The sequence below is a fragment of the Aquipseudomonas alcaligenes genome (assembly GCF_003205495.1).
Taxonomy (GTDB): domain Bacteria; phylum Pseudomonadota; class Gammaproteobacteria; order Pseudomonadales; family Pseudomonadaceae; genus Aquipseudomonas; species Aquipseudomonas alcaligenes_B.
This window is the reverse complement of sequence record NZ_QJRX01000004.1, coordinates 400,648-414,089: the sequence shown is the minus strand read 5'-3', so window position 1 is coordinate 414,089 and position 13,442 is coordinate 400,648. Positions and strand designations below refer to the sequence as shown.

At 67.0% G+C, this 13,442-nt stretch carries 14 protein-coding genes; 4 read left to right on the top strand and 10 right to left on the bottom strand.

Annotation, left to right across the window (positions count from 1 at the left end):
• Nucleotides 1-11 precede the first annotated feature (11 nt).
• Entirely contained in the window at nt 12-1,067 is a 1,056-nt protein-coding gene (locus tag DMO17_RS09930) for an ABC transporter substrate-binding protein (RefSeq protein ID WP_076584371.1), read from the bottom strand.
• A 313-nt stretch (nt 1,068-1,380) separates the two neighbouring features.
• Here DMO17_RS09930 and DMO17_RS09925 point away from each other — a divergent pair, with 313 nt between their 5' ends.
• On the top strand, nt 1,381-2,097 hold the full coding sequence (locus DMO17_RS09925) for a UTRA domain-containing protein (RefSeq protein ID WP_110682322.1): 717 nt from the start codon (nt 1,381-1,383) through the stop codon (nt 2,095-2,097).
• Nucleotides 2,098-2,107: 10 nt separating this feature from the next.
• Here DMO17_RS09925 and DMO17_RS09920 read toward each other — a convergent pair whose 3' ends face one another.
• A complete protein-coding gene (locus DMO17_RS09920; protein WP_110682321.1) occupies nt 2,108-2,908 on the bottom strand; it encodes an MBL fold metallo-hydrolase in 801 nt (266 codons plus the stop codon).
• 84 nt (nt 2,909-2,992) lie between these two features.
• On the opposite strand from DMO17_RS09920, the gene DMO17_RS09915 reads away from it, so the two are divergent.
• Nucleotides 2,993-3,955 carry a GlxA family transcriptional regulator gene (locus DMO17_RS09915; protein ID WP_258371512.1) on the top strand — a complete coding sequence of 321 codons (963 nt, stop codon included), beginning with the start codon at nt 2,993-2,995 and terminating at the stop codon, nt 3,953-3,955.
• Nucleotides 3,956-3,963: 8 nt separating this feature from the next.
• On the opposite strand, the gene DMO17_RS09910 is transcribed toward DMO17_RS09915, so the two are convergent.
• From DMO17_RS09910 to minC, 5 genes are all read right to left on the bottom strand, one after another.
• Complete coding sequence (locus DMO17_RS09910) at nt 3,964-5,253, bottom strand: M18 family aminopeptidase (protein ID WP_110682319.1); 1,290 nt, start codon at nt 5,251-5,253, stop codon at nt 3,964-3,966.
• A gap of 298 nt (nt 5,254-5,551) precedes the next feature.
• On the bottom strand, nt 5,552-6,187 hold the full coding sequence (locus tag DMO17_RS09905) for an RluA family pseudouridine synthase (RefSeq protein WP_110682318.1): 636 nt from the start codon (nt 6,185-6,187) through the stop codon (nt 5,552-5,554).
• A gap of 56 nt (nt 6,188-6,243) precedes the next feature.
• Nucleotides 6,244-6,498: a cell division topological specificity factor MinE gene (gene minE, locus DMO17_RS09900; RefSeq protein ID WP_110682317.1), complete on the bottom strand. Its 255-nt coding sequence runs from the start codon at nt 6,496-6,498 to the stop codon at nt 6,244-6,246.
• Complete coding sequence (minD, locus tag DMO17_RS09895; protein WP_110682316.1) at nt 6,498-7,310, bottom strand: septum site-determining protein MinD; 813 nt, start codon at nt 7,308-7,310, stop codon at nt 6,498-6,500. The genes minE and minD overlap by 1 nt, the downstream gene beginning before the upstream one ends.
• Before the next feature lie 100 nt (nt 7,311-7,410).
• Nucleotides 7,411-8,142: a septum site-determining protein MinC gene (minC, locus tag DMO17_RS09890; protein WP_110682315.1), complete on the bottom strand. Its 732-nt coding sequence runs from the start codon at nt 8,140-8,142 to the stop codon at nt 7,411-7,413.
• 111 nt (nt 8,143-8,253) lie between these two features.
• On the opposite strand from minC, the gene DMO17_RS09885 reads away from it, so the two are divergent.
• Both DMO17_RS09885 and DMO17_RS09880 read left to right on the top strand, forming a co-directional pair.
• A complete protein-coding gene (locus tag DMO17_RS09885; RefSeq protein WP_110682314.1) occupies nt 8,254-9,180 on the top strand; it encodes a lipid A biosynthesis lauroyl acyltransferase in 927 nt (308 codons plus the stop codon).
• Between the two features lie 39 nt (nt 9,181-9,219).
• Nucleotides 9,220-10,425, top strand: coding sequence for a patatin-like phospholipase family protein (locus DMO17_RS09880; RefSeq protein ID WP_110682313.1), 1,206 nt, complete (start codon nt 9,220-9,222; stop codon nt 10,423-10,425).
• A gap of 3 nt (nt 10,426-10,428) precedes the next feature.
• Here DMO17_RS09880 and DMO17_RS09875 read toward each other — a convergent pair whose 3' ends face one another.
• The 3 genes from DMO17_RS09875 to DMO17_RS09865 form a co-directional block, all read right to left on the bottom strand.
• Entirely contained in the window at nt 10,429-11,277 is an 849-nt protein-coding gene (locus DMO17_RS09875; protein ID WP_110682312.1) for a pirin family protein, read from the bottom strand.
• A 92-nt stretch (nt 11,278-11,369) separates the two neighbouring features.
• Complete coding sequence (locus DMO17_RS09870; protein WP_110682311.1) at nt 11,370-12,137, bottom strand: MlaA family lipoprotein; 768 nt, start codon at nt 12,135-12,137, stop codon at nt 11,370-11,372.
• Entirely contained in the window at nt 12,130-13,425 is a 1,296-nt protein-coding gene (locus tag DMO17_RS09865) for an alpha/beta fold hydrolase (RefSeq protein WP_110682310.1), read from the bottom strand. The genes DMO17_RS09870 and DMO17_RS09865 overlap by 8 nt, the downstream gene beginning before the upstream one ends.
• Between the last annotated feature and the right edge of the window lie 17 nt (nt 13,426-13,442).

Sequence of the window (13,442 nt, the reverse complement as noted above, 5' to 3'; positions counted from 1 at the left end):
CCGCATCGCGGTCACTGCATTTCGATGATCACGTTTTCCTGCCACAGCTGCGGCAGGGCCTTGGACGTGGCTTCCCAGGCGGCGGCATCCTTGATCGGCTGGACCTTGGCGTACTGCTCGTTGGGCAGCAGCTTGGCCTGTACTTCCGGCGGCAGGGTCAGGTGCTCGGCGCGGATCGGCCGGGCATTGCCCTTGGCCAGGTTGATCTGGCCGGCGTCGGAGAGGATGTACTCGCGAGCCAGCTTGGCCGCGTTCGGGTGCTTGGCGTACTTGTTGATGATGGTGGTGTAGCCGGAGATCACCGAACCGTCGGACGGGATCAGCACCTCGAAGCGGCTCGGGTCGATCTGGTCGCGGTAGGACAGGCCGTTGAAGTCCCACACCACGCCGACTTCCACTTCGCCTTTTTCCAGGGTCTGGATGGTCGGGTTGGACAGCGACAGGCGGCCCTGCTTGGCGATCTCGGCGAAGAAGTCCAGGCCCGGCTGGATGTTCTTCTCGTCACCGCCGTTGGCGATGGCGGCAGCCAGCACGCCGTTGACGGCCTGGGCGGCGGCGCTGACATCACCGATGGCGACCTTGTACTTGCCTTCCTTGAGGTCGGCCCAGGACTTCGGCGGCTCCTTGACCAGCTGCTTGTTGACGATGAAGGCGATGGAGCCGGTGTAGGCCAGCATCCAGTGGCCGTCGGCGTCCTTGGCCCAGGCCGGGATCTGCTCCCAGGTGCTCGGCTTGTAGGGCTGGGTCACGCCCTTCTGCACGGCGATGGGGCCGAAGGCGGCGCCAACGTCGCCGATGTCGGCGGTAGCGTTGTCCTTCTCGGCCTCGAACTTGGCGATCTCCTGGGCCGAACTCATGTCGGTGTCCATGTGCTTGAGGCCGTACAGCTTGTTCAGGTCAGCCCAGGTGTCCTTCCAGTTGGCCCAGCTGTCAGGCATGCCGACGCTGTTGACTTCGCCCTCTGCGCGGGCGGCTTGTTCCAGTGCTTTCAAGTCCTCGTTGGCCATGGCCTGGTTACCCAGAACAATGGCCGATCCCATCAGTGAAGCCAGCAGCAGGCGTTTCATCGTGAAGCTCCTTAGCAGGGTGAAAGTTTGGTCTAGATCAGCAAGACCCAGGCCAAATCTAGAGGCTTTTCATGACGCTTTTATGGCGAGGCTGCGGCCCGTTCCACAGGTCCGCTCCGCGCAGGAAAGCGTAGACCATAGCTAAGTGGCTGATTTGCCTGATTCGTACCAGGCCAGATGGCATAAGGCATGCAGACGTTTCGATGGTCGCCGCGACTGTCATCTGGCAGTCATCTAGGCTGCCTAGCATGGCCGTATCGCCTCACGGCTGCGCACCTCATTGGTGCTGGTCTATTCCAGAATGGAGAAATGCATGCGCGAAGAAGCGCCGCGTACCGTTACCGCCATCTGCCGCGCCCTGCAGGAGCAGATCGACCATGGCCTGCTGCCCCAGGGCGGCAAGCTGCCGGCCGAGCGCAAGCTCAGCGAGCTGTTCGAAACCACCCGCATCACCCTGCGCGAGGCGCTGGGGCAGCTGGAGTCGGAGGGGTTGATCTATCGCGAGGAGCGCCGTGGCTGGTTCGTCTCGCCGCGCCGGCTGGACTACAACCCGCTGGTGCGCAGCCACTTCCACGCCATGGTGCGCGAGCAGGGCCGGGTGCCCTCGACCGAGGTGCTGAGTGCGCGGCTGGTGCCGGCGCCGGCGGACATCTGCGCGCGCCTGGAGCTACCGGCGTTGTCGGCGGTGCAGCAGATCCGCCGGGTGCGGCGTATCGATGGGCGCCTGGTGCTGTATGTCGAGCACTACCTCAACCCGGCCTATTTCCCCGGCATCCTCGACAACGACCTGACCGCCTCGCTCACCGAGATGTACGCCAGCCAGTACGGCATCCGCTACGGCCGGGTGGCCTTCGACATCCTGCCCACCGCGCTGCCGGCCGACGCCGCGCTCAGCCTCAAGGCGGCGCCGGGCAGCCCGGCACTGTGCATCACCCGGGTCAACCGCGACCAGCACGGACGCATCATCGACTGCGACCTGGAGTACTGGCGCCACGATGCGGTGCGGGTGCGCGTCGAGGTTCCGGACTGAGGCGGATTCCTCAGGCCGTGGCGCCGGCGCGAGCGGTTGCGGGGAAGGTCAGGGTCTCGCCATCCAGGGGGACGCGCAAGCGACCACCCAGTTGCGCGCGGTTGGCCTCGGCCAGCAGTTCGGCGCGGCTCACCGGGCAGTGGTCGAGGGCCTCGAGGTGGTTGGCGATCACCAATCCGCGGCTGAGGCTCAGCGCCGCGAGGATGTCGGCCTGGCCCATGATGATCGCGCCGCCGATATCGAACTGCGCGCCGCCGGCTGGCAGCACGCTGACGTCCGGCTGCAGTTCCCGCAGGCAGTGGCGTACCTCGTCGGTCAACAGGGTGTCGCCGGCCAGATAGAGACTGGGCTCGCCGGGGATGCGCATGAAGTAGCCATAACCGTGAGCCATCAGCCGGCCGACGAAGCCCTCGCCATGCAGGCAGGGGATGGCACGCACGCTGCCGCCGAAGAAGGCCCCATCCTCGTCGGTCGCCAGTACCTGCACGTTAAGGCGCAGCCGGCGCAGATAGTCGGCGTCCTCCGCCATACACAGCACCGGCGTGCCGCGTTGGCGCAGCCAGCGCACGGCGGCGCGGTCGAGGTGGTCGAAATGGCCCTTCTGGCAGTGGGTGATCAGGCAGTGGGTCACCCGCTCCAGATGTGTGGCGGCGTTGTCCGGCAGCTCGACCAGTGGATTGCGTCGGCGCGAGCGGGTGACGAACTTGAGCGACGGCAGCTGGCCGCGCGGCGCCAGCATGGGGTCGACCAGCAGGTGGACATCGCCGAACTGGACGATGAGGGTGGCGTTGCGCAACTGGGTGATCTTCATGGTGGCCTCCGATTCAGGTAGGGCCATTGTGAAAATTGCGCGGCCGGGTGAGCATGGCTTGAATTGCCATAAAGCGGACATTTCATGCCAACTCGAACTATCGGTCTGCTGCTCTACCCCGGCTGCATGCCGGCTGGCCTGTTTGCTTTCGCCGATCTGCTGTCGGCCGCCAATCGGCGGAGCGGACAGCGGCATTTCGAGCTGCGCTGGCTCGGTCTGGACCTGCAGGCGGTCGAGTGCGCGCAGGGGCTGCGCCTGCAGCCGGAGGCGACGCTGGCCGAGGCGCGTTGCGATGCGCTGCTCATCCCCGGGCTATGGGCGGATAGCGAGGCACGGGTGGCGCAGGCGCTGGAGCAGCACCGCGCGCTGCTGCACGGCCTGGCGCGCTTGAGTCGAAAGACCCGGCTGTGGAGCTATTGCACCGGCGTATGCCTGCTGGCGGGCAGTGGCCGGCTGGACGGCGAGGAGGCCACCGCTACCTGGTGGCTGGCGGACAGCCTGCGCGCACGTTTTCCCAAGGTCGGCTGGCAGTTCCAGCACACCCAGTTGTTCGGCCCGCGGGTCGCCACCGCCTCGGGTGTCAGCGGCCATCTGCCGATCGCCAGGGCACTGATCGAGGAGCAGCTGGGTGTCGAGGCCTATCGCGAGATTGCCCGGATGATGGTGCTGCCGCGGCCCGAGCCGGCCGCCCCGGTGTTCCGTGCCCTGGGCGTGGCACGGCAGAGCGATCCGCTGCTGCGCCGGCTGCAGCTGCTGGTGGAGCGCCACCCGGCACGGCTGCTGGTGGCCGAGCGGCTGGCTGCGGAACTGGCGCTGAGCACGCGCACACTGGCGCGCAAGGTCAGGGCGCTGACCGGCCACGCGCTGGCCGATCATGTGCGGTTGATCAAGCTCAACCAGGCTGGCGAGCGGCTGATCCTGACGTCGGAGTCAGTCGCGCAGATCAGCGAGGCACTGGGCTTTGGCGACGAGTCCAGCTTCCGCCGCACCTTCAAGCGGGTCACCGGCATGACGCCGCTGGCCTACCGGCAGAGCTTCCGGCTCTAGCCGGGCACTCAGGCCAGCTCGGCGCTGGCGTAGAAGGCGCTCAGCACCCGCACCAGGTGTGCCAGGTCGTGGCTGCCGGCCAGTTCGCGGATGGAGTGCATGGCGAAGGTCGGCAGGCCGATGTCCACGGTGCGTACGCCCAACTGGCTGGCGGTGATCGGGCCGATGGTCGAGCCGCAGCCCATGTCGCTGCGCACCACGAAGCTCTGCACCGGCACTTCCTCGGCCAGGCACAGGTGGCGGAAGAAGCCGGCGGTTTCGCTGTTGGTGGCGTAGCGCTGGTTGCTGTTGACCTTGATCACCGGGCCGGCGTTGAGCTTGGGGCCGTGGTTGGCGTCGTGCTTGTCAGCGTAGTTGGGGTGCACGCCGTGGGCGTTGTCGGCCGACACCAGCAGTGACTTCTGGATGGTCCGCACGAAGGCGTCGCCCTCCGGCAGCACGCGGCGCAGGACCTGATCGAGGAACGGGCCGTCGGCGCCGCAGGCCGAGCAGGAGCCGATCTCCTCGTGGTCGGTGCAGACCAGCACGCAGGTCTCGTCGCCCTCGGCCTCGATCAGCGCCTGCAGGCCGGCGTAGCAGGACAGCAGGTTGTCCAGGCGCGCGCCGGCGATGAAGTCCTGGTTGAGGCCGATCAGCGCGGCGCCCTGGGTGTCGTAGAAGCTCAGTTCGTAGTCCAGTACCGCGTCGGCGCAGATGCCGTGCTCCACGGCCAGGCGGTCGGCGAGCAGGGCACGGAAGTCGGCGCGCTCGTCGCCGCTGAGCTGGGCGAGGATCGGCGGCAGCTCGGTCTGCGCGTTGATCGGCCAGCCCTGGTTGGCCTCGCGGTTGAGGTGGATGGCCAGGTTGGGGATCACCGCGATCGGCTGCTGGAAGTCGATCAGCAGGCTCTGCACCTTGCCGCCCTCGCGGAAGGTCACGCGGCCGGCCAGCGACAGGTCGCGGTCGAACCAGGGCGCGAGCAGGGCGCCGCCGTAGACTTCCACGCCGAGCTGCAGGAAGCCCTGGCGCTGCAGCTCCGGCTGCGGCTTGACGCGTAGGCAGGGGCTGTCGGTATGCGCGCCGACCAGGCGCAGGCCACCTTCCAGCGGCGCGCGGCGGCCCAGGCGGAAGGCGATGATCGAGGAGTCGTTGCGGGTCACGTAATAGCGCCCGCCGGCCTCGGTGTGCCAGGGCTCGCGCTCGTCCAGCGGACGGAAACCGGCGGCCTGCAGGCGCTGGGCCAGGCTGCGGGTGGCGTGGAAGGGGGTGGGCGAGGCCTTTAGAAAATCGATCAGGCCCTGGTTCAGCTCTGCACGCATAACGGACTCCGGACGGCAATCGGCCGAGTTTATCGGATTCCGTGGCGCGTTTGGCACGTGTGTGGGGGATGTCTTCAGACGGCTCAGAAGCTGTCCGCGATCTCGAAAGCCTCCCTCTTCCAGTTGTGGGAGAGGGCGTTGGCTTACTCACCCTCTCCCCAACCCTCTCCCGTAAACGGGAGAGGGGGCAACAGCGCACTGCACCTGCTGCAAGAAAGATAGTCAGTTGTAGCCCGGATGAAATCCGGGGGGGTGGAGCTGCCTGTTTCCCGGATTGCATCCGGGCTACGGAAAAGGCTCAGAACGGCGCCGGGCACTCGAAGCGCAGGCGCTGGCCGGTGGTCGGGTGGGTCAGGCTGAGCATGCTGGCGTGCAGGCACAGGCGCTCATGGGCGGCCAGGGCCTCGGCGTGGGCGTAGAGGCGGTCGCCGAGCAGCGGGTGGCCGATGGACAGCATGTGCACGCGCAGTTGGTGCGAGCGTCCGGTGATGGGGGTCAGCTCGACCCGGCAGTAGTCGCCGCAGCGCTCGACCACGCGCCAGAAGGTCAGGGCGTGCTTGCCCAGCTCATGGTCGACCACGTGGCGCGGCTTGGTCGGCGGATCGTAGCGCAGCGGCAGGTCGATGCTGCCGCTGTCCAGCTCGGGCTGGCCCCAGCACAGGGCGGTGTAGGCCTTCTCGGTCTCGCGGTCGTGGAACTGGCGGGACAGCTCGCGGTGGCTGTCGGCGTCGCGGGCCAGGACGATGATGCCGGAGGTTTCCCAGTCCAGGCGGTGGACGATGCGCGCTTCCGGGTAGCCGTTGTCCTGCAGGCGGGTCACCAGGCAGTCGCGGTTGTCCTCGGCGCGGCCGGGTACCGAGAGCAGCAGGGTGGGCTTGTTGATCACCAGCAGGGCGTCATCCTGGTGGAGTATCTCGATGTTCGACAGCGGCATGGGCTTTCCACAAATGACGACGGCGGCCGTGGCCGCCGTCGCTTACCCCGGTTGGATCAACGATCCGGCAGGGTGATGTTGAGTTCCAGGATGGAGCAGCTGCCCTGGTTTTCCAGTGCCACGTGCACCTGGTCCTGGTCGATCTTGACGTACTTGCGGATCACCTCGACCAGCTCCTTCTGCAGCGCCGGCAGGTAGTCCGGCTGGCTGCGCTGGCCGCGCTCGTGGGCGACGATGATCGACAGACGCTCTTTCGCGATCGACGCAGGGGTTTCCTTCTTGCGTTCACGAAAGAAGTCGAAAATGTTCATTAGCGCGCTCCAAACAGGCGTTGCATGAGTCCTTTCTTCTGCACATCGAGGAAGCGATGGGGCACTTCCTTGCCCAGCAGACGGTCGACGGCATCGCTGTAGGCCTGGCCGGCGTCGCTCTGGTCATCGAGGATGACCGGTACGCCCTGGTTGGAGGCTTTCAGCACGGCCTGGGACTCGGGGATCACGCCCAGCAGGTTGATGGCGAGGATTTCCTCGACGTCTTCCACGCCGAGCATCTCGCCCTTGGTGACGCGCTCGGGGTTATAGCGGGTCAGCAGCAGGCGCTCCTTGATCGGCTCCAGGCCCTGTTCGGCGCGGCGCGACTTGCTGGCCAGCAGGCCGAGCATGCGGTCGGAGTCGCGTACCGAGGAGACTTCCGGGTTGGTCACCACGATGGCCTCGTCGGCGAAGTACATGGCCATGTGCGCGCCGGTCTCGATGCCGGCCGGCGAGTCGCAGATCACGAATTCGAAGTTCTGCGACAGCTCATCGATGACCTTGCCCACGCCTTCCTTGGTCAGCGCGTCCTTGTCGCGGGTCTGGCTGGCGGCCAGCACGTAGAGGTTTTCCAGGCGCTTGTCCTTGATCAGGGCCTGGGTCAGGCTGGCTTCGCCGTTGATCACGTTGACGAAGTCGTACACCACGCGGCGTTCGCAGCCCATGATCAGGTCGAGGTTACGCAGGCCCACGTCGAAGTCGACGATGACGGTCTTGTGGCCGCGCAGGGCGAGGCCGGTGCCGATGGCGGCGCTGGTGGTGGTTTTACCCACGCCGCCCTTGCCGGAAGTGACTACGAGGATCTTGGCCAAGGTGATTCACCCCAAATATATGAAAAATCGGGAAATCCGGCGCCGGTAAACTGGCTTCCGAATGCCCCTTTTGGTCCCTGAAATTGGGCCGCAGTATCCGTTAAAGGCGGGTGATGTTCAACACGTCACCCGACAGGCTGACTTGCACCGATTGGCCCCACAGGGGATCGCGGCGCAGCTCCTCGGCGGTCTTGTACTGGCCGGCCACCGAGAGCATCTCGGCGCCCATCTGCTGGCAGAAAATGCGCGCTCGGGAATCGCCCTTGACCCCGGCCAGGGCGCGGCCGCGCAGCGGGCCGTACACATGGATGTTGCCGTCGGCGAGAAGTTCCGCGCCGGCGCTGACCGGCGCCATCACCACCAGGTCGCCGCCCTGGGCGTAGATCTGCTGGCCGCCGCGCACCGGGCTGGTGATGATCTTGGTCGGCTTGTACTGGGGTTCGGCCGGCTTCTCTTCCTTTTTACGCGCTTCCACCGGCTCGACCAGCTTCTCGCGGGCGCCGGAGGGCGGCAGTACCGGGATGTCCAGGGCCTCGGCGGCGGCGATATCGTCCGCGCGGTTGGCGCGGATGGCCAGGGTACGCAGGCCGTGGCTGCGACAGACTTCCATCAGCCTGGCCAGGTCGAGCTCGCCTTCGCCTTCCGGCAGCTTGTCCAGGGCCAGCACCAGGGGGATGTTCTGGAAGAAGTTGGGGGCCTGGGCGACTTTGTCGGCCAGTTGCCGGTCCAGGCGCTCCAGGTCGTTGTGCGCCAACTCCAGCACGGTGATGGCGAGCATGCTGCCCTTGAGCTGGAACACGGGGTCTTGGTCGAGGAGATCGGCTTGGCTCATGGTCTGTTCATGCGGTTGGATGGCGAGGACTTATAACGAGAAGCCTGGTCGGCCGCAAGCCAAGGGGACTTCTGTAGAATGGCCGCCCCGAGTCTTTGTCCGGAATAATTCATGGATCGCCCGCAATTTCGAGCCAGCCTGCTGCATCCCCGTTTCTGGCTGCTATGGCTGGGGTTGGGCCTGCTCTGGCTGGTTTCGCAACTGCCGTACCGGCTGTTGATGGTGCTGGGGCGTGTGCTTGGCTGGCTGATGTACCACCTGGCCGGTTCGCGCCGGCGCATCGCCGCACGCAACCTCGAGCTGTGCTTCCCCGAACTGTCGGAGGCCGAGCGCCAGCGCATGCTGCGGGAGAACTTCGCCTCGATCGGCATGAGCTTCTTCGAGATCGCCATCAGCTGGTGGTGGCCGGTGGCACGTCTGCGCAGGCTGGGGCGGGTGGAGGGCCTCGAACACCTGCAGCAGGCCCAGGCCGATGGCCAGGGCGTGATCCTCATGGCGCTGCACTTCACCACCCTGGAACTGGGTGGCGCCCTGCTCGCCGTGCGCCATGAAATGTATGGCATGTACCGGGCGCACAAGAATCCGCTGTTCGACTTCATCCAGCGCGAGGGGCGGGAACATCGTCTGCTGGGCGCCATGGAGCGCGACGACGTGCGCGGCATGCTCAAGCAGCTGCGCGCCGGCGGTGTGGTCTGGTACGCCCCCGACCAGGACTATGGTGCGCAGCACAGCATCTTCGTGCCGCTGTTCGGCATTGCGGCGGCCACCGTCACCGCCACCAGCAAGTTTGCCCGCCTGGGCAAGGCGCGGGTCATCCCCTTTACCCAGGAGCGCCTGGCCGATGGCTCCGGCTACAGGGTGGTGGTGCACCCGCCCCTGGCCGATTTCCCCGGAGCAAGCGAGGAGGCGGACTGCCTGCGCCTGAACCAGTGGATCGAGGCGGCCATTCGCCGCCACCCGGAGCAGTACCTGTGGGCGCACCGGCGCTTCAAGACCCGTCCCGAGGGCGAGCCCAAGCTCTATAAGCGCGGCAAGTAGCCGGCCCCTATACTCGCTAGAAAAAGCGGAAAGCGCCCCATGAGTGAAGCAGTAGAAGCCAGCAGGCCCGTCACCGGGCTGATTCTCTCCGGCGGCGGCGCGCGGGCGGCCTACCAGGTGGGGGTGCTGGGGGCGATCGCCGACTTGCTCGGCGAATCCTGCCGTAACCCGTTTCCGGTCATAGTCGGCACCTCGGCCGGCGCCATCAACGCCGTCGGCCTGGCCTGCGGCGCCCTGCATTTCGCCAGCGCGGTGCGCCGCCTGACCGAGGTCTGGCAGGCCTTCCACTGCGGCGATGTGTATCGCAGCGACTGGCCCGGCGTGCTGCGCCAGGCCAGTCGCTTTCTCGGCCACAGCCTGCTGGGCATGGGCAAGGACCTGCCGGTGGCGCTGCTCGACAGCGCGCCGCTGGGCGACCTGCTGGCCCGCGAGCTGGATTTCTCCGGCATCGCCGCGGCGGTGCGCATGCGCCAGCTGCGTGCGGTGGCGGTGACCGCCTTCGGCTACGAGAGCGGCCAGGCGGTGACCTTCTACCAGGGTCGCGCGACCATCGACCCCTGGTTCCGCCATCGCCGCGTCGGCGTGCCGACCCGCCTGGGCCTGGAGCACCTGCTGGCCAGTGCGGCGATCCCGCTGATCTTTCCGCCGGTCAAGGTCAACCGCGAGTACTTCGGCGATGGTGCGGTGCGCCAGCAGGCGCCGATCAGCCCGGCGCTGCACCTGGGCGCCAGCCGCGTGCTGGTGGTGGGGGTGAGCGGCAATCCGCTGGGCAAGGCCGCCAACCAGCAGGTGGCACGTCCGCGCAGCGGCCTGCCACCGACCCTGGCACAGATCAGCGGGCATATGCTCAACAGCACCTTCATCGACAGCCTGGAGGGCGACATCGAGCTGCTCGAACGGCTCAACCACATGAGCCGTCTGGTGCCCTCGGGCCTGCATCCGCGCGGCCTGGGCCTGAAGCCGGTGGACGTGCTGGTGATCTCGCCGAGCCAGCCGCTGGACCAGATCGCCGCACGCCATCGCCACGAACTGCCCAAGTCCATGCGCTTCTTCCTGCGCGGGCCGGGCGCCACCCGCGCCAGCGGTGCCGGTGTGCTCAGCTACCTGCTGTTCGAGCCTGGCTACTGCAACGAGCTGATCGAGCTGGGCTACCAGGACGCCATGGCGCAGAAGGGCGCGCTGTGCCGCTTCCTCGGCCATGCCGAAGAGGCGAGCGAGGAGGCGCCGGTGCTCTCGGCGCGCTGAGCCTCAGGCGGTCAGGCGGTCGTCGCGAAAATCGCGCAGCGCCTGCTCGATCTCTTCCCGACTGTTCATCACGAAGGGGCCGTACTGCACGATCGGCTCGTTGAGCGGCGTGCCGGCGATCAGCAGCACCCGTGCACCGCTGCTGCTGTCCATCTCGATGGCGCCCGCCTCCGACAGCCGCGCCAGGCGGCCCTTGCCGATGCTGTGGCCATTGACCGCCAGCTCGCCCTCGTAGACGTAGAGCAGCACCCGCTGGCCATCGGCCAGGCGCGGCGCCAGGCGGCTGCCGGCCGGCAGGTGCAGGTCGAACAGCTGCGGCTCGGTGTGCGGGCGCTGCACGGCGCCATCCTGCTGCTGCTGGCCGTCGTCGAAGCGCCCGGCGATCACGCTGACGGCCACGCCATCGGCGGTGGTCAGGCGCGGGATCTCCTGCGGGGCATAGTCGCGGTAGCCGGCAGCGCCCAGCTTGTCCTTGGCCGGCAGGTTGAGCCACAGCTGGAAGCCACGCATCACGCCTTCCTGCTGCTCCGGCATCTCGCTGTGGATGATGCCGCGGGCGGCCGTCATCCACTGCACGCCGCCGCTTTCCAGCAGGCCGACGTTGCCCAGGTGGTCCTCGTGGCGCATGCGCCCCTCGAGCATGTAGGTGATGGTCTCGAAGCCGCGGTGCGGGTGCGGCGGGAAGCCGGCGATATAGTCGTCCGGGTTGTCCGAGCCGAATTCGTCGAGCATCAGGAAGGGATCGAAGCGTTCGATGCCGGCACCGCCGATCACGCGGGTCAGGCGCACGCCGGCGCCGTCCGAGGCGCTCTGGCCGATGTGCTGGGTGAGGACTTGGCGGAACTGGGTCATGGGGCACCTCCGTAGCGGGAATGTGCCCATGCTAGTCCAGTCGATTGGATCTATGGTTGCGAGTTTTGCGGCTTAACCATCGATATGCTCGATCATTCAGCGATCTGCAGCTTGCGCGCCTCGCGGTACACGTAGCGCAGCTTCTCGTACTCGAACGGGCTGTTCAGCTGGCCATAGCGGAAGCCGGTGGTGTGGCGCAGGTCCACCACGCGCAGGGCGGTGATTTCCGGGTGATCGCTGCTGACTTCGGCGACGTTGAGGTAGTTGATCTGGCTCTCCGCAGCGAAGTCGAACACCTTGCCGCCGGTGTCGCGCAGGTTGGACGGGCCGAGGATCGGCAGCACCAGGTAGGGGCCATCGGGGACGCCGTAGAAGCCCAGGGTCTGGCCGAAGTCCTCGCTCTGCTTGGGCAGGCCGATGCGCGTGGCCGGGTCCCACAGGCCGGCCACGCCGATGGTGGTGTTGAGCAGCAGGCGTCCAGTGGTCTGCAGCGAGCGCTTACCCTTGAGCTGCAGCAGGCTGTTGAGCAGGTTGGGCACGTCACCCAGGTTGGCGAAGAAGTTGCTCACCCCGCTGCGCACGAAGCCCGGGGTGACGTAGCGGTAGCCTTCGACCACCGGCAGGAACACCCACTCGTCGAAGCGGTAGTTGAAGTGGTAGACGCGGCGGTTCCACGACTCCCAGGGGTCGTAGACCTGCAGTGCGTTCAGGGTCGAACGCTCGAACTCGCGCTGGTCCAGATAGGGGTTGAACTGCAGGCGCTGCATGGGGTTGGTGAAGCCGTCCGGATCGGTGGCGGGTTCGCCGTGGGCCAGGCCGGCGGCGAGCAGCAGGGCGAGCGGGAACAGGTACTTAGCCACGGAAGAACTCCAGCATGGCGTCGCTGTTGACGCGGTAGTTGAGGTTGCCGCAGTGCCCGCCGCGCGGGTACAGGGTCAGGCGCTCGCCGAAGGTGCGGCGCAGGAAGCCGAGGTCGCCGGGGCCGAGGATCAGGTCGTCGGCGTTGTGCATCACGGCGACCTTGGTGCTGGCCCTGAGGTACTCCTGCAGGGCGTACAGGCTGATCTGGTCGTTCAGCTGCAACAGGCTGCCGCCGTCGTACCTGGCGCGCCAGTAGGGCAGCAGCTGCTCGACTATGTAGCAGTCGAAGTCGCACTGCAGGGCGCGCTTGAAGAAGGGTGTGAGGCTGGTGCCCTCGCGGATCGGGTAGTGCGGCGGGGTGATCAGGCCGCGACGGTTGATCAGGTCGGCGGTGAAGGCCATGTCGGAGACGGAAAAGCGGAACGAGCTGCCGATCAGCATGGCCAGTTGCTCGTTGCTGAGCTTCTGCCCGGACTGCTGGAAGTCGTAGAGCAGGGCCTCGTTCAGGTCGATATGGCCCTTCTCCTCGAAGTAGCGCGTGAGCTTGCCGAGGACCAGCTCGAAGTAGGTGGTCTGGTCGTCGACGCCCCTGACCCGGGTCTGCACCAGGCGATCCAGGTTGGTCACCGAGGTGTACAGGTTGACCGGCGGGTTGAGCAGCAGCACGCGCTTGAAGTTGAAGCTGCGCAGGCGCTCGTCCAGCGCGCTGACGAAGGCGGCGTTGAGTGCGCCGAGGCTGTAGCCGGTGAGGTGGTAGTCGCTCACCGCGAGCCTGGGATGCTGGGCGCGCACGGCCATCATCACCCGGTACAGGTCCTCGGCGTCGGCTTGCGAGATGCCGGGGGTGGCGCTGCGCGAGGCGGCGCTCATGAAGTCGTAGCTGGTCGGTGAGGACAGCTGCACCACGTGGTAGCCGGCGCCGTAGAACAGGCGCTTGAGCTCCTCGCTCTTGCCGCTGGCGTAGTGGGCGCCGGTGCCGGCGATGATGAAGATCAATGGCGCGCGGCCTTTCTGCTGGGCCAGGCGGTAGCGCAGCTGGGTCACCGGCCAGAAGTTTTCCGGCAGTTCGAACTCGCGCTCCGGGCGCAGCTTGAGGCTGTAGTCGGCCTGGTCGATGTCGTCATCGCCAGGCACCTGCGGGCGCAGTTCCGGCGGTGTGCCGGCGATGGTCGCCTCGAACGGGTTGGCCAGCGGGAAGCCGTAGCTGGCGACGTCGAGATCGGCGGCCGTGGCCGGTAGGGCCAGCAGCTGGCCGAGCAGGGCGACGCGGGTGAGGAGACGGAGCATGGTCGGATCCCTTTGAC